Genomic DNA, 15,062 nt, shown 5'->3' with positions numbered 1-15,062 from the left:
CGGCGCGTCAGGGAATTTGCGTATTCTGCCGGCGAATCGAGAGGCGAGGGCGACATGCAGGATCTCAACGATCTGTACTACTTCTCGATCGTGGTCGAGAAAGGCGGCTTCGCCGCGGCCGGGCGCGCGCTCGGCATTCCGAAGTCGCGGCTCAGCCGGCGCATCGCCCAGCTCGAAGAACGTATCGGCGTGCGCCTGCTGCAGCGTTCGACGCGGCGCTTCGCCGTCACCGACGCGGGCCAGCGCTTCTACCGCCATTGCCAAAACGTCGTCGCGGAGGCGCAGGCCGCCGAGGACGTCGTTGCGCAGATGACAGCCGAGCCGCGTGGCGTGGTGCGCATCAGCAGCCCGATCGGACTGACCCAGAACATCCTCACCGGACTTCTGCCCGAGTTCTGCGAGAGATATCCGCAGGTCCGCGTGCTGGTGATATCGACCGACCGCCGCGTCGACATCATCAACGAAGGCGTCGACATCGCGCTGCGTGTGCGCGAGCGGCTCGACACCGACGCCGACCTCGTCGTGCGCCAGTTCGGCCGCGGCAGCATGGTCCTCGCAGCGAGTCCCGACTATCTGCGCGCGCGCGGGCGGCCGCAGCATCCGCAGGATCTCGCCGAGCACGATACGATCAGCTACCTCGAAACCGAACAGCAGGTCTGGGATCTGCACAGCCGCGACGGCGCCCAGTACCGTCTGGAACATCGGCCGCGGGTGATCTGCGGCGATTTTCCTTTCGTGCTCGCGGCGACGTTGCGCGGGCTCGGCATCGCCCTCGTGCCGAGCTTCGTCTGCACCGGGGCGTTGGCCAACGGCGAACTTGAAATGGTGCTGCCGGAGTGGGGCCCGCCCGAAGGCATCGTTCACTGCGTGTTTCCGTCACGCCGCGGCATGCTGCCTGCGGTGCGCGCATTGATCGACTGGCTTGTGGCAAAGATGCCGTTCGCGTTGGAAAGCATGACGTCGTAGCTCGTCCAGCGACGATGCGTCGCGCGGCGCTCAGCGATCGAGTTCGGCGATCGCGAGTTCCATGACGCGCCGTTCGATCGGCCAATCGTCGCCGTCTTCGATGAACCAGGCGGCGGAGAGTCCGCACCACGCGAGAATCCAGCGCAGCAGGCGCCCGCGTTCGAGGCGAGCCTGCGTGCTCACGATGCCGAGCCGGGCGAGGAAACGATTCTGGAGCACGCCGACGGGTGGATTCCGGTTGTCGAGGTCGGGATTGCAGAAGATGTTCGCGTAGTCGAAGCCGCGTTCGCCGAGCAGGCGTTTGGGATCGATCGCGAGCCAGCCGCGTTCGGGGCCGAAGTCGAGCACGTTGTCGTGATGGATATCGCCGTGCAGGGTGACGATGTCCCGCGGATCGGCGAGCAATTCCTGAGACGTCGCGTAGGCGCGCGTCAGCATGCCGCCATGCGCGAGCGCCGTCGGGCCGAGCTGGACGAACCATTCCTGCAGCGGCAGCAGCGCGGCCGGCAGCGGCTTCGTGCGCGGAGCGTGCAAGGTTTCGAGAACGTCGCAGAGGATGCGTGTGGCCTCGTCGTCGCGCCCACCGCGCGCCCACGCCGCGAGCGAGCGCGTACCGGTCGCGCGTTCGAGCAGAAGCGCGTCGTGCGCCTGTTCGAGCACGCGCGCAGCACCGCGGCCGTCCCACCAGCGCATCAGCACATGGCCCAGTTTTTCCTCGGCTTCGGTGCCGATCTTGAGCATCGCTGGCGCGCCGTCATGGCGGCGCACGCGCAGCAGGCGCGCGCCGGGCGTTGTGAACGGCTCGCCGTCGGGGGTGAGGTTCCAGAGGGAAAGGTAGGGGTCGAACATCGTGATGATTCAGTGAGGGTGGAGTTGGTTGGTGGCAAGGAAGGCATGCAGCGATGCTGTTTTCAGTCATCCGAATTCGCCCACGGGCGAATTTGCCGAGCCGGGTGGGTTCGTCGGACGATCCTCGCAATCCGAAACGAGTGGCTGTCCGTTAAAGCTGCTAAGAATGATCGGGGTGGGATTGTTCGGCTCATCCTGAGCCTCACCCCTCCGCGCTGCGCGCTACGGGTCCAGCCTGCGGCTGTCCAAATTCGCACCTGGCGAATTTGTCGAACCGAGTGGGTTCGTCCACCGATCCTCACCATCAGAAATGAAAAACGGCTCACGAGGACTGCCGAGGATGATGAGGTGGGATTGTTCGGCTCATCCTGAGCCTCACCCCTCACCCCTCCGCGCTGCGCGCTACGGGGCCAGCCTGCGGCTGTCCAAATTCGCTCCCGGCGAATTTGTCGAACCGGGTGGGTTCGTCCACCGACCCTGCACCGTCAGAAACGAAAAACGGCCCACTGGGGGCCGTTTTTCGTTTCTGGCGGAGAGGGTGGGATTCGAACCCACGGTGGACTTGCATCCACGGCAGTTTTCAAGACTGCTGCCTTAAACCGCTCGGCCACCTCTCCGAAGCGTGCGGGCGCGAAGTATAAGTCATCGGTCTGCGCTTCTGCGATGTGGCTGTGCCGGTGGGCGGCGCGGTGTTATCGTCCGAGTCTTTGACGGGACGCGAGCGGCATGACTGCAGGACAGCCTCACGACGACAATCTGATCTGGATCGATCTGGAGATGACCGGCCTCGATACGGATCGAGACTCAATACTCGAAATCGCCACAATAGTCACCGACAAGTCGTTGAATATTCTGGCGGAAGGGCCGGAATTCGCCATTGGTCATCCGTTGGCGAGCTTGCAGGCGATGGACGACTGGAACCGCGGCCAGCACAGCAAGACGGGGCTCTGGCAGCGCGTGCTCGACTCCGAGGTCGATGCGCCAACCGCGGAAGCGTTGACCATGGATTTCCTTACGCGTTGGCTGCCGTCCGGCAAGTCGCCGATGTGCGGTAATTCGATCTGCCAGGACCGCCGTTTTCTGCATCGTCTGATGCCGCGGCTTGAGCGGTTTTTCCACTACCGCAATCTTGACGTATCGACGATCAAGGAGCTGGCGCGGCGTTGGGCTCCTGAGGTGCACAAGGGGTTCAACAAGGACTCCAAGCATACGGCGTTGTCGGATATTCGCGATTCGATCGAGGAGTTGCGGTATTACCGAAAATTTATGGGGGTACTTGGGGGAGAGCAGGGCTGATTTGCCGGCCCCCTTTTGGCTGAGCAAGAACAAGAGCGATGCGAAAACGCGTGGGGTGGGATTGTTCGGCTCATCCTGAGCCTCACCTCTCCGTGCTGCGCGCTACGGGGCCAGCCTGCGGCTGTCCAAATTCGCTCCCGGCGAATTTGTCGAACCGGGTGGGTTCGTCCACCGACCCCACACCATCAGAAACGAAAAACGGCGCGCTGGTGGTGATGGGGTGGGATTGTTCGGCTCATCCTGAGCCTCACCCCTCCGCGCTGTGCGCTACGGGGCCAGCCTGCGGCTGTGCAAATTCGCTCCCGGCGAATTTGTCGAACCGAGTGGGTTCGTTCACCGATCCTCACCATCAGAAACGAAAAACGGCGCGTTGCGGATGATGGGGTGGGATTGTTCGGCTCATCCTGAGCCTCCCCCTCCGCGCTGCGCGCTACGGGGCCAGCCTGCGGCTGTCCAAATTCGCTCCCGGCGAATTTGTCGAACCGGGTGGGTTCGTCCACCGACCCTGCACCATCAGAAACGAAAAACGGCCCACTGGGGGCCGTTTTTCGTTTCTGGCGGAGAGGGTGGGATTCGAACCCACGGTGCGCTATGAACGCACGCCTGATTTCGAGTCAGGTACAATCGACCACTCTGCCACCTCTCCTATGAAAGTGCGCGTGAATCGAAGGGCGCGGATGATACGTGGCTTGGCGAATAGTTACAACCCATTTGCGATTTTCGCCATCATTCTTCTTTCTTGAACGAAACCGACAGGCATGACCGAACTTTCCACTCCCATTTCGATCGGCGAGCTGATCGACAAGATCACCATTCTCGAAATCAAGTCCGCGCAGATCCGCGATGCGGGCAAACTCGCCAACGTGCGCACCGAACTCGATCTGCTCAACGCCATATGGGCTGCGAGCCCGGCGTCGAAGACGGACATCTCGACGGAGCGCGCGCAGTTGAAGGCGGTCAATGAGGCGCTGTGGGACATCGAAGACCGCATCCGCCTCAAGGAAAAGGCGCAGGCCTTCGATGCCGAGTTTATCGAACTGGCGCGCGCCGTCTACATCCGCAACGACGAGCGCGCGGCGGTGAAGAAGACGATCAATATCAAGCTCGGCTCGAAGCTGGTCGAAGAAAAGTCGTACCAGGACTACAGCGCGAAAGCCTAGCGCAAGGCGGTGCCGGCATCGGTTCGATCTTTTTCGAGCGCGGATCGTTGTTGGAGCGGGTCGGAAAAGCCCTGGCGGGAATGGATTCGATCGCTTTCGCACGAGGCGCGGGAATGCCGCGTATCTACGGCACAGGTGCCTTAGATCGGAACATCGCAAACGCATCGAAGCGATCGATTGCCGCTTCGGTTTCGATCAACTCCATCACGCCGGGATATTCGATCTTCGTACCCCAGGGCAGGTCCGTCGCGGGCTTGCCCTTGTACTTGCGCGCGGCGGCATCGTAGCGGTCGACGCACCAGCGCCGGTCGGAGTACGGGCCGGAACGATGCGGATTGCTCGCCGCGTGCAGGCCGAGCACCTTGGTGCCGACGGCGTTGGCCATATGCATCGGGCCGGAGTCCGGAGTCATCACGAGATCGGCGCGCCGGCATAGCGCGAGGAATTGTTTGAGCGTGTCCTTGCCGATCAGGTCGAGCGGCTTGCTGCGGCACTTCGCCGCGATCGCGTCGCCGATCTCGCGTTCGAGCGAACTGGGGCCGCCGCAGAGCGCGACGCGCCAGCCTTGCGCGGCGGCGTGATCCATCACGGTCGCATAGCGCTCGGGCAGCCAGTTGCGTACGACGTGGCTGGAACAGGGGCTGACGAGCAGGGTGTTCGCCTCGCCGGGCAGATGCCGCTCGGCGAATTCGAGTGCTGAATCTGGTATCGGCAGATCCCAGCGCACCTCGGTCTGCTTCAGGCCGAGCGGTTCGAGAAAACTCGCCATCGCATCGAGCACGTGCTCGCCGCGGCGCGCCGCGATGCGGCGGTTGACGAACAGTCCGTGCAGATCTTTCGAGCGCGCGGCGTCGTAGCCGATGCGCAGCGGCGAGCGGACGAAGGCGCTGATCGCATTCGCGCGCAACGCAACCTGCATGTGCAGCAGCGCGTCGAAGCGGCGAGCGGCGAGTTGCGTGCGCAGTTCGTGGAATGCGCGCCAACCCTTGTTCTTGTCGAAAATGAGGAACTCGACGCCGGGCAGATCGCCGATCAGTTTGTGCTCGAGTTTGCCGACGATCCAGGTCAGTTTCGCATCGGGCACCTGCGCCAGCAGCGTACGCACGATCGGCACCACATGCGTGACGTCGCCGAGTGCCGAAGTGCGCAGCAGGCAGATCGATTGCGGGACGCGAGGCGTCGAAAGGGCGATATCGGACATCAGGCTTGCTAGACTTGGAGGACGAGGTCGCAGCGAGGAACGAGTCGGACAGCCATGACAGGGGCGGATGCAAGCGGTGTGAGCGAGCAGGAGACTGCAGACGGCGCGATTCTGTTCGATGCCGGAGCGCTTGCGCAAGGCGAGTTCGATCCGCGCTGGTTCGATGCCGGGTTCTGGAGCGCGCAGAACCGCGCCACGGCGGCGCCGGGCGGACGCGGCGGCATCGTCTTCGCGCATACGCCGCGCGGAGACTGGGCTCTGCGTCACTATCGTCGCGGCGGCCTGGTCGCGCGCCTGCTTGGCGATCGCTATTTGTGGAACGGCGCGGAACACACGCGCAGCTTCGCCGAATTCCGCCTGTTGCATGGTCTGGTCGCGCGCGGTTTCGACGTGTCGCGTCCGATCGCGGCGCGCTTTCGGCGCCACGGCGCGCACTATCGTGCCGACCTGATCACCCAGTTCATCCCCGATGCGCAGACGCTGACCTGGCGCTCGCAGCACGGCGGCCTCGACGCCGGCGTCGCGCACCGCGCCGGCGCGGCGATCGCGCGCCTGCATGCGGCCGGCGTCTATCATGCGGACTTGAATGCGCATAACGTCCTCGTCGACACCGACAAAGTCTGGTTGATCGATTTCGACCGCGGTGAACTACGCGTGCCGCAGAGCGCGTGGCAGCTCGCCAATCTGTCGCGGCTGAAGCGTTCGCTGATCAAGATCGGCGCCGCGCAGGACGGCGATGCGGCGTTCGAGCGGACAATCTGGCAGCCGCTGATGGCCGCTTACGAACAAGGCCTCGAATCGGCCGCGAAGGATGTGAATCGATGAATCTGTCTCTGCGTTTTCTCGGCGTCGGCGCGGCGCAGGCCGTGGAACTCGGCTCGTCGGGCGCCGTGCTCGAACGTGACGGCGAGCCGCTGCTGCTGATCGACTGCGGGCCGGAGACGCTGACGACTTACGAGAAGGTCTACGGCAGCTTGCCGCGTGCCGTCTACATTACTCACACGCATATGGATCATGTCGGCGGCCTCGAGCGGCTGTTCTATCGCGCCTACTTCGATCCTGCGCTGCGCGGCCGCGTGCGGCTCTACGCCCATGCCGCGCTGATCACCCATCTGCAGAGCCGCGTCGCCGACTATCCCGACGTCGTCGCCGAAGGCGGCGCGAATTTCTGGGACGGCTACCAGCTCGTGCCGTGCTCGCGCGGCTTCTGGCACGAAGACATCTGGTTCGACGTGTTCCCGACCCGGCACCATATGCCGATGACCTCGTTCGCCGTCGCCTTGCGCGGCAGCTTCGTCTGGACCGGCGACACGCGGCCGATCCCCGAGATGCTCGCGCAATACGCCGCGCAGGGCGAAACTGTCGCCCACGACTGCGGTCTGGTCGGCAATCCTTCGCACACTGGCGTTGACGATCTCGAACGCGAATATCCGGCGGAATTGCGTTCGCGCTTCGCGCTCTATCATTACGGCAGTGAAGCCGACGGCGCGGCGCTGGCGGCGCGCGGATATCGCGTGGCGCGGGGGGGCGAGTGGCTTGCATTGGCGCAGCCGCATCCCGATGTCATGATCAGGACTTGACCGAGCGGCACGAGGCAATGGGCAGAAGCATACCGGTCGAGCTGGTTTCGACTGCCGGCGCCAGTGCGCCGCGGGATGCCTTTGCGCGGCCGTTGCGCGATCTGCGCATCTCGGTGATCGATCGCTGCAACTTCCGCTGCCCGTACTGCATGCCCGAGGAGCAGTACGCGCACGATTACCAATTCCTCAGCAAGGACCAGCGCCTGCGCTTCGAGGAGATCGAGCGTCTGGCCCGCGCCTTCGTCGCGCTCGGCGTGCGCAAGCTGCGCCTGACCGGCGGTGAGCCGCTGCTGCGCCGCGACTTGCCGCATTTGGTCGAACAGCTCGCGCGCATTCCGCAGATCGAAGATATTGCGATGACGACCAACGGCGTGCTGCTGCCGAAGTTCGCACAGGCGCTGCGCGACGCCGGCTTGCATCGTCTGACCGTATCGCTCGATACGCTCGATGCGCAGACGTTCCGCCGGCTCTCGGGCGGGCGCGGCGACGTCGGCGAAGTGCTGGCCGGCATCGAGGCGGCCGAGCGCGCCGGGTTCAGCGGAATCAAATTCAACTGCGTCGTGATGCGCGGCATCAACGACGGTCACGCGCTCGATCTTGTCGAACGATTTCGCGGCAGCGGGCATATTGTGCGGTTCATCGAATACATGGACGTCGGCACGGTCAACGGCTGGCGCGGCGACGCCGTCGTGCCGAGCGCCGATTTGATCGAACGCATCGCCGCGCGCTGGCCGCTCGAACCGATGCGGCCGAACTATCGTGGCGAAGTCGCCGAACGCTATCGGTTCAAGGATGGCGCGGGCGAGGTCGGTTTCATCAGTTCGGTATCGCAGCCGTTTTGCGGCCACTGCTCGCGCGCGCGCCTGTCCGCGGACGGAAAGCTCTACACCTGTCTGTTTGCGCGCACGGGCTACGATCTGCGCGCACCGCTGCGTGACGGCGCAAGCGACGAAGAGCTTGCCGCTGTGATTGCCGCGCGCTGGACGCAGCGCGCGGATCGTTACAGTGAGCAGCGTGCCGAACTGCGCGCGCACGGCGAGCAGAAACATGTCGAGATGTTTGCGGTGGGTGGTTGAGCGCTTGCGCTACGTGTCGGCGAAGCGCGTCAGGGCGTCCGAATAGCTCATGGGTAGGAAAACGGGATCGTCGGCGCGCGCCGATGGCTGCACAAGGTACAAATTTGGAATTGCTTATGGCGAAGCCGAAGAACGAGCTGACGCATCTCGATAAAGACAACCGCCCGCGCATGGTCGACGTCGGCGCAAAGCCGGTCACCGCGCGCACGGCAGCAGCGTGCGCCGTGGTGCGCTTTCCGCTCGCGGTGGCGCGTAGCCTGCGCGAAGGTGGCATGCGCGCAAAGAAGGGGCCGGTGATCGACACGGCGATCATTGCCGGCACTCTCGCCGCCAAGCGTACCCACGAGTTGATTCCGTTCTGCCATCCGCTCGCGATCGAGCGCTGCGATTTCGAGATCGGCTTCGTCTCCGAGACCGATCTGGAAATCCGCTGCCGCGTCGCGATTTCGCACAAGACCGGCGTTGAAATGGAAGCGTTGACCGGTGCAAGTGTCGCCGCGCTGACCGTCTACGATATGTGCAAGGCGCTGTCGCACGAGATCGTGATTGCCGATCTGCGGCTGCTGGAAAAGGCCGGTGGCAAGCGCCGGGTTCTTGCCGGAAAAGTAGAAGGTGCGGCACAGGGCGCGAGCGTCGGCGGGCCGCGTAAGACGCGGAGAGCCGGCTCGTGACGTATCGCGTACTCTACTTTGCCACGCTGCGCGACCAGGCCGGACGCGACGAAGAATCCATCGTCTCCGACGCGGCCGACGTGTCGGCGTTCTACGAAGAATTGCGCGGCAGGCATGGATTTTCGATGCCGCGCGAAAAACTGCGCGTTGCGGTCAACGGCGAGTTCGCCGGCTGGGATCGCGCGCTGCGCGACGGCGACGAGGTGGTGTTTATCCCGCCGGTCTCCGGCGGCTAGCTCGCGGCGGCGCTCGTGTCTGCCAAACTCCTCGGCGTGGGCAAGCGCAATTGACGCAATAAACGGGCATAACTCGACGTGACCAATTTTCATATCAGCGGCGAAGCGATCGATGTCTCGGCGTTGGCGCGCCGGCTTGCCGATGCGCGCGCCGGCGCGTGCGCAACCTTCGAGGGTTGGGTGCGCGATCACAACGAAGGCCGCGGCGTGAAGCGGCTCGACTATCAAGCCTATGTGCCGCTCGCGCAGGCCGAAGGCGAGCGCATCCTCGCCGAGGCGCGCGCTCGTTACGCGATCGTCGGCGCGTTGTGCGTGCATCGCACCGGCGCGCTGGCGATCGGCGATCTCGCCGTCTGGGTCGGGGTCAGCGCAGCGCACCGCGGCGCCGCGTTCGACGCCTGCCGCTACATCATTGACGAAGTGAAGAAGCGCGTGCCGATCTGGAAGAACGAGCACTACGCCGACGGCGAATCGGGATGGCTGCATCCCAACAACACGCCGGTGGAATAGCCACCAAGGCGAGGCAAATCGGCTGCCTTAAAAGAATCCGCGCAGAAACGCTGCAGTCGCGGCCGAGATGCCGACGATCTTGTTCGTCGATTGACGATAGAGCTTGAAATTCAGTTCGGTCTCGGGTCGCTCGTCGTTCCAGTTCGAGAAACGCTTCAGCTCGTCCCGGCCGAGACGCCGCAGCGCGAGCGCGGTGCGTTTGACGCGGATGCTGACGCGCGGCGTCTGCCGGGCGAGTCCAGGCTGCTTCGGCGTCGCCTCGACCGCCGTGACGATGCCGCGGGCGATCAGGCCCGAGCCGCCTTGCGTCTCGCTGGCGAAAAGAAAGATTTCGTCGTTCTCGGCAATGCGCTTGCCTGCGTACATGGTCTTCTGTTCGCGGAAGCGGAAGGTCTCCGCGTCCGAGTCCGTGATGTGCGCTTTGATCGCATACATATGTCTGCGCTCCGCTTTCGGCCGCCAGGCGCCGTTGCCGGCGGAACTTTAGCGAAAAGCATGGCCGCACACGAGTGCCGCTCGCTGGCTAGCGACCGAGCAAGCAAGGACATGAAAAAGGAGGTGGCAGTCCCGCCAGCCGCATCCCGGCACCCGAATCATTCACTACCGTTGCTGCCTTCCGGCCCTGGCGGGATTTGCAAACTATCGTCGCGAGAGAACCAACGGGACCGCCATTGAACTCGGCGGCGATGCCGGCTCGATCCGGCATCGATTACTAAAACTGGCGGAGCGGGCGGGATTCGAACCCGCGAAGCGGGTATAAGCCGCTTACACACTTTCCAGGCGTGCTCCTTCAACCGCTCGGACACCGCTCCGCGCCTGCAGAACATTGTACCGACTACTGCAGGGCGCGCGAGGATACAGGAGGCGCGGCCGCGGTACAAGGACGAAAGCGCTTGGTCTCGCCGCCGCAACTTGAGACAATCGGCGCTTGTCGAACGCGATATCGGGCGCATCTCTCAACGCATGTCCTATCAAGTCCTCGCACGCAAGTGGCGACCGAAGAAGTTCTCCGAACTGGTCGGGCAGGAGCACGTCGTGCGCGCGCTCAGCAACGCGCTCGATTCCGGGCGCATGCACCACGCGTTCCTGTTCACCGGCACGCGCGGCGTCGGCAAGACCACGATCGCGCGCATCTTCGCCAAGTCGCTCAACTGCGAGCGCGGCCAATCGTCGAATCCGTGCGGCGAATGCGCGGCCTGCGTCGACATCGATGCCGGACGCTTTATCGATCTGCTCGAGATCGACGCGGCGTCACGCACCAAGGTGGACGACACGCGCGAGCTGCTCGACAACGTGATCTACGCGCCGACGCGCGGACGCTGCAAGGTCTACCTGATCGACGAAGTGCACATGCTTTCGGGACACAGCTTCAACGCGCTGCTGAAGACGCTCGAAGAGCCGCCGCCGCACGTCAAGTTCCTGCTGGCGACGACCGATCCGCAGAAATTGCCGGTCACGGTGCTGTCGCGCTGCCTCAAGTTCAATCTCAAGCGCCTGCTGCCCGAGCAGATCTCGGGGCAGATGTGGCGCATCCTCGACGCCGAGCAGATTGCGTTCGAGCCCGAAGCGATTGCCGAACTTGCGCGCGGCGCCGACGGCTCCCTGCGTGACGGTCTCTCGTTGCTCGATCAGGCGATCGCCTACGGCGCGGGCGCGGTGCACGCCAACGAGGTGCGCGCGATGCTCGGCACGATCGAGCGCGGCCAGGTGCATGCACTGATCGGACACGTGCATGCCGGCGACGGCGCGGCCCTGATGGCCGAGGTCGATCGCCTTGCCGAGTTCTCTCCGGATTTCGCCCAGGTGCTCGACGAAATCGCCGCGACCTTGCATCGCGTGCAGCTGAAACAGCTCGTGCGCGACTACGCGGCGTCCGAAGAGGGTGACGAAGCGGGTATCACCACGCTCGCGGCGGCGCTGTCTCCTGAAGAAACGCAGTTGTACTACCAGTTGGCCGTGGTCGGCCGACGCGATCTGCCGCTCGCGCCGACCGCGCGCGCGGGATTCGAAATGACCTTGCTGCGCATGCTCGCGTTCCGGCCGGCCGAGGCCGGCGGGCAGATCGCAGCAGCACCTGCGCGGACCGTTTCGTCGCCATCGCCGAGTCCGCTGCGCTCCGCAGCGCCGGCGCCGGCTGTTCTCGACACGCCGACCCCGGTGCCGTCACCGGCGTCGGCCGCATCCCGCGATGAAGTACCGCGCAGAGCGATCGGCGTTGCCGAACCCAAGCCGCCGGTTTATGGCGATGAAGCGGGCGGCGCTGCGCCGGTTCGTGTCGCGGACAAACCGCTTGCGGCCCCCGCATCTCAGCCCGTGGCCGTCGACACGGCGGATTGGCTCGGATTGATCGAAACCGCGGGCTTGAAGGGCCCGATCGGCGCGCTGGCGCAGCATTGCACCTTGATCGCGGTCGAGCAGCAGGTCGTGCGTCTTGCGATCAAACCCGAGCACGAATATTTCAGCGCGCCGCCGCTGGTCGCGACGATGGAAGAAAAATTGAGTCAGGCTCTCGGCCGCGCCGTCAAAGTGCGTTTCGAGAAAAGCACCGGCGCACAGCAGACGGAAACGCCCGCCGAGGCGGCCGGTCGCGTGCGCGACGCGCGCCAGCAGGCCGCCGAGCGCGCGATGCAGGACGACCCGATCGTGCAGGCGCTGATGCGCGATCTCGACGCGCGCCTGATCCCCGAATCGATAAAGCCGGTCGGCTGACGCCCGGTTTTGCATCCACTCAGCAAGAAAGAGGAATGACCATGCGCGGACAGATGGCGCAATTGATGCAGCAGGCGCAACGCATGCAGGACGACTTGAAGCGCGCGCAGGAAGAGATCGCCAAGCTCGAAGTGACCGGCCAGGCCGGCGGCGGCATGGTCAGTGTGACGATGAACGGGCGTCACGAAGTCCGGCGCGTAGCGATCGACCGCAAGATTCTTGCCGACGATCCTGAGATGACTGAAGACCTGCTCGCGGCCGCGTTCAACGACGCGGTCAACAAGGTGGCCGAGGAAAGCAAGCAGCGTCTCGGCGATGTGGCGGGTGGCATGGGACTGCCGCCGGGATTCAAGTTGCCGTTCTAGGAGCAGCGCCGCTGGCGAAGCGTTGAAGGAGCAGTTTTGCGGCTCCCGATTTGCGCTATCGCCAGCGGTCCGAGCGCATGTCCTCGCCCTTACTCAACGATCTGATCGACGCGCTGCGCTGCCTGCCGGGCGTCGGTGCGAAAACCGCGCAGCGCATGGCCTTCCATGTGCTTGAGCGCGACCGCACGGGCGCGAGAAAGCTGTCTGACAAGCTCGCCGCCGCGGTCGAGCGCATCGGCAATTGCACGCGCTGCCGCACGTTCAGCGAAGACACGATTTGCGCCACTTGCGCGAGTCCTCAGCGCGACGCGAGCCTGCTCTGCGTCGTCGAGATGCCGGTCGACCAGCTCGCGGTCGAGCAGGCTACCGGTTATCGCGGGCGCTATTTCGTCCTACTCGGGCGCCTGTCGCCGCTCGACGGCATGGGACCGAAGGAACTCGGCATCGACCTGCTCGCCGCGCGCCTTGCCGAAGACGAGGTGCGCGAGCTGATCATCGCGACGAATCCGACCGTCGAGGGCGAAGCGACTGCGCACTTGCTCGGCCAGATCGCGCGCGCGGCGAACGTGCGCGCCACGCGCTTGGCCCATGGCGTGCCGCTCGGCGGCGAACTCGAATTCATCGACCGCGGTACGCTTGCGCACGCGTTCGGCAGCAGGCAGAACATCGAGAACTGACGGAGAGAAAAATGGGCGACACCTTGTTCGGAAAGATCATCCGCCGCGAAATCCCCGCCGACATCGTCTACGAGGACGACGACGTGCTCGCGTTTCGCGACATCAATCCGCAGGCGCCCGTGCACGTGCTGTTCATTCCGAAGAAGCCCCTGGCGACTTTGAACGACGTGACCGCGGATGAAGCGGTCGTCATCGGCAAACTGTTTGTTGCCGCGGCCGCCTGGGCGAAGACGCAGGGCTTTGCCGACAACGGCTACCGCTGCGTCGTCAATTGCAACAAGGACGGCGGGCAGACGGTCTATCACATCCACCTGCACTTGCTTGCCGGGCGGCAGATGCACTGGCCGCCGGGCTGAGGGCGCGATCGTCGGGCCTGATCAGGACTGGGGAGGCGCTTGCAGTCTCGAGTCGGGAATGCCGTAACTGCTCGGCGGTTCTTTCCAGACATGAATCTGGGAAATTTTCAGAACCGGCAAAGAGACGGCGCATATGCCATCGGAAATCAGGTGGACGGTCCCTGCATAGTCCGGAAGGTTTTGTCTGCGAACATCTCCTTCGCAGCTCGCAAGAGCGGCCTCGATCGACAGGGGAGTTTCCAAATGACCCGTGACGGTGACCACGCCGCCCGAATAGAACTCAGACCGGTCGCGAATCTCGTTGCCGCATGCGAGAAAACGCGACGGGGATCGACGATACAGGTACTTCAGGTCGGTCGCGTGATAGTACCCGTCGGGGAGACCTCGTGGCCGCAGCGTCCATCGATCGAGAGGAAATACGGCGACCTCGACGCACGTGTCTGTGTCCGTTGCGCGCGCGCCGGTGATGATGCCGCCCCAGCGCACGGGCGTGCCCGAGAACTTTCCCGTCGATGCATTGACTGGGTCGAGATCGACGTATTCGCCGCGTAGTCGGGCCGGCGTCGCACAGGCAGAAAGCAGCAGGGCCACGCCGAGACCCGTCAAGATCCGCATCGAACCGCGCATAAGAACTCCTTCTCGTCTGTCACTTGCTCGGGAGCTAGGACGATGGCGCGGCGCAAATCGTCGCTACGGACTCGCTAGTGCGATTTCGGCGGCGGCGGGTTCGGCCGCACGATGATCAGCGGCGGGCCGCCGCCCCAGTAGCCGCCGTAGCCCCAACGGTTGCAGCCGCCGTACCAGCCCGGGCCGCCCCAGAACGGGTCGCCCCAGCACGGGCCCCAGAATGGATCGTAGTAGCCGGGCGGGTATTCGGCGCGTTTCGGCCACAAATAGACTTCGTTCGCGTCGACCTTGGCGAAGGTATAGTCGAATTCGCCGACCTTGTGCCGCTCGGTGCCGTTGACCGAGCCGACCACGGTGACGTCGCGGCCCTTGGGGTAGAGCTCCGGATCGTAGAATCCCTGCTTGCAGGCGATGAAGCGGCCGTCGCTCTTGTCGCGGCGATTCGGGCGCGCATCGGCGTAGAGTTCGCGCGAGAGGATTTCAAAGCAGGTCTGGTCGCTGCGCGGCTCGACCTTGATGATTTCGCCGCCCCAGCGCACGCGCTGGCCGGTCGCGCTGCTCGCGACGACCTGCTGCGGCGTGGTGACGACGAAATCGTTGCCGGCGAGCGGCGCGGGGATCGTTGCGCAGCCGGCGAGCAGCGCGACCGCGCCGATCGCAATGGCCGATGCCGATGTTTTCAGGGCGTGACGCATAAGGCACCTCGTTGTGGATGGGCGCGGCGATCGCTGCGGACCGCTCGTGCGGATGAAACTACTTTTTCGCCGTCGTTGCCAAGACGTT

18 protein-coding genes, 3 tRNA genes and 1 other RNA gene are annotated in these 15,062 nt (G+C 64.5%); 13 read left to right on the top strand and 9 right to left on the bottom strand.

The genetic code is table 11. From position 1 onward, the window contains the following. Positions 1–54 precede the first annotated feature (54 nt). Positions 55–966, top strand: a complete 912-nt coding sequence (locus FFS30_RS09420; protein ID WP_137912890.1) for a LysR substrate-binding domain-containing protein — start codon at positions 55–57, stop codon at positions 964–966. 30 nt (positions 967–996) lie between these two features. On the opposite strand, the gene FFS30_RS09415 is transcribed toward FFS30_RS09420, so the two are convergent. Continuing rightward, complete coding sequence (locus tag FFS30_RS09415) at positions 997–1,815, bottom strand: aminoglycoside phosphotransferase family protein (RefSeq protein ID WP_137912889.1); 819 nt, start codon at positions 1,813–1,815, stop codon at positions 997–999. A 527-nt stretch (positions 1,816–2,342) separates the two neighbouring features. After that, positions 2,343–2,432 (bottom strand) — tRNA-Ser (locus FFS30_RS09410). A 109-nt stretch (positions 2,433–2,541) separates the two neighbouring features. Here FFS30_RS09410 and orn point away from each other — a divergent pair. Beyond that, on the top strand, positions 2,542–3,111 hold the full coding sequence (gene orn / locus FFS30_RS09405) for an oligoribonuclease (RefSeq protein ID WP_137912888.1): 570 nt from the start codon (positions 2,542–2,544) through the stop codon (positions 3,109–3,111). 555 nt (positions 3,112–3,666) lie between these two features. Here orn and FFS30_RS09400 read toward each other — a convergent pair. Next, positions 3,667–3,757 (bottom strand) — tRNA-Ser (locus FFS30_RS09400). Between the two features lie 112 nt (positions 3,758–3,869). Here FFS30_RS09400 and FFS30_RS09395 point away from each other — a divergent pair. Further along, positions 3,870–4,271 carry a DUF6165 family protein gene (locus tag FFS30_RS09395; protein ID WP_137912887.1) on the top strand — a complete coding sequence of 134 codons (402 nt, stop codon included), beginning with the start codon at positions 3,870–3,872 and terminating at the stop codon, positions 4,269–4,271. A 124-nt stretch (positions 4,272–4,395) separates the two neighbouring features. On the opposite strand, the gene FFS30_RS09390 is transcribed toward FFS30_RS09395, so the two are convergent. Continuing rightward, entirely contained in the window at positions 4,396–5,472 is a 1,077-nt protein-coding gene (locus FFS30_RS09390; protein ID WP_137912886.1) for a glycosyltransferase family 9 protein, read from the bottom strand. Positions 5,473–5,526: 54 nt separating this feature from the next. Here FFS30_RS09390 and FFS30_RS09385 point away from each other — a divergent pair, with 54 nt between their 5' ends. The 6 genes from FFS30_RS09385 to FFS30_RS09360 all read left to right on the top strand — a co-directional run bounded on the left by FFS30_RS09385 (position 5,527) and on the right by FFS30_RS09360 (position 9,545). Next, complete coding sequence (locus FFS30_RS09385) at positions 5,527–6,297, top strand: 3-deoxy-D-manno-octulosonic acid kinase (protein ID WP_137912885.1); 771 nt, start codon at positions 5,527–5,529, stop codon at positions 6,295–6,297. Further along, positions 6,294–7,052, top strand: a complete 759-nt coding sequence (locus tag FFS30_RS09380; protein WP_137912884.1) for an MBL fold metallo-hydrolase — start codon at positions 6,294–6,296, stop codon at positions 7,050–7,052. The genes FFS30_RS09385 and FFS30_RS09380 overlap by 4 nt, the downstream gene beginning before the upstream one ends. 17 nt (positions 7,053–7,069) lie before the next feature. Beyond that, a complete protein-coding gene (gene moaA / locus FFS30_RS09375; protein WP_137912883.1) occupies positions 7,070–8,128 on the top strand; it encodes a GTP 3',8-cyclase MoaA in 1,059 nt (352 codons plus the stop codon). Between the two features lie 116 nt (positions 8,129–8,244). After that, positions 8,245–8,799 carry a cyclic pyranopterin monophosphate synthase MoaC gene (gene moaC, locus FFS30_RS09370; protein WP_137912882.1) on the top strand — a complete coding sequence of 185 codons (555 nt, stop codon included), beginning with the start codon at positions 8,245–8,247 and terminating at the stop codon, positions 8,797–8,799. Next, a complete protein-coding gene (gene moaD, locus FFS30_RS09365) occupies positions 8,796–9,035 on the top strand; it encodes a molybdopterin converting factor subunit 1 (protein WP_137912881.1) in 240 nt (79 codons plus the stop codon). Before moaC ends, moaD begins: the two co-directional genes overlap by 4 nt. Before the next feature lie 93 nt (positions 9,036–9,128). Further along, complete coding sequence (locus FFS30_RS09360; RefSeq protein WP_249352420.1) at positions 9,129–9,545, top strand: molybdenum cofactor biosynthesis protein MoaE; 417 nt, start codon at positions 9,129–9,131, stop codon at positions 9,543–9,545. A 27-nt stretch (positions 9,546–9,572) separates the two neighbouring features. Here the strand turns inward: FFS30_RS09360 and FFS30_RS09355 are convergent, their stop codons facing one another. The 3 genes from FFS30_RS09355 to FFS30_RS09345 form a co-directional block, all read right to left on the bottom strand. Further along, the gene (locus tag FFS30_RS09355) at positions 9,573–9,980 is read right to left on the bottom strand and encodes a hypothetical protein (RefSeq protein ID WP_137912879.1); all 408 of its coding nucleotides are present in this window, start codon (positions 9,978–9,980) and stop codon (positions 9,573–9,575) included. Positions 9,981–10,110: 130 nt separating this feature from the next. Continuing rightward, an RNA gene (ffs, locus tag FFS30_RS09350) (signal recognition particle sRNA small type) lies at positions 10,111–10,207 on the bottom strand. Positions 10,208–10,264: 57 nt separating this feature from the next. Next, positions 10,265–10,357: transfer RNA gene (locus FFS30_RS09345), tRNA-Ser, on the bottom strand. A gap of 151 nt (positions 10,358–10,508) precedes the next feature. Here FFS30_RS09345 and dnaX point away from each other — a divergent pair. From dnaX to FFS30_RS09325, 4 genes are all read left to right on the top strand, one after another. Then, entirely contained in the window at positions 10,509–12,254 is a 1,746-nt protein-coding gene (gene dnaX, locus FFS30_RS09340) for a DNA polymerase III subunit gamma/tau (RefSeq protein WP_137912878.1), read from the top strand. A gap of 41 nt (positions 12,255–12,295) precedes the next feature. Further along, positions 12,296–12,619, top strand: a complete 324-nt coding sequence (locus tag FFS30_RS09335; RefSeq protein WP_137912877.1) for a YbaB/EbfC family nucleoid-associated protein — start codon at positions 12,296–12,298, stop codon at positions 12,617–12,619. 77 nt (positions 12,620–12,696) lie between these two features. Beyond that, positions 12,697–13,296 (top strand): recombination mediator RecR, encoded by a 600-nt coding sequence (gene recR / locus FFS30_RS09330; RefSeq protein WP_137912876.1) that lies wholly within the window; start codon positions 12,697–12,699, stop codon positions 13,294–13,296. A gap of 11 nt (positions 13,297–13,307) precedes the next feature. Next, positions 13,308–13,652 carry a histidine triad nucleotide-binding protein gene (locus tag FFS30_RS09325; protein ID WP_137912875.1) on the top strand — a complete coding sequence of 115 codons (345 nt, stop codon included), beginning with the start codon at positions 13,308–13,310 and terminating at the stop codon, positions 13,650–13,652. Positions 13,653–13,673: 21 nt separating this feature from the next. On the opposite strand, the gene FFS30_RS09320 is transcribed toward FFS30_RS09325, so the two are convergent. Then, a complete protein-coding gene (locus FFS30_RS09320; protein WP_137912874.1) occupies positions 13,674–14,279 on the bottom strand; it encodes a Slp family lipoprotein in 606 nt (201 codons plus the stop codon). Between the two features lie 74 nt (positions 14,280–14,353). Beyond that, complete coding sequence (locus FFS30_RS09315; protein ID WP_137912873.1) at positions 14,354–14,974, bottom strand: Slp family lipoprotein; 621 nt, start codon at positions 14,972–14,974, stop codon at positions 14,354–14,356. Between the last annotated feature and the right edge of the window lie 88 nt (positions 14,975–15,062).

The organism is Rudaea sp. 3F27F6 (assembly GCF_005503555.1).
Classification (GTDB): domain Bacteria; phylum Pseudomonadota; class Gammaproteobacteria; order Xanthomonadales; family Rhodanobacteraceae; genus Rudaea.
This window is presented reverse-complemented; position numbering and strand designations above follow the sequence as displayed.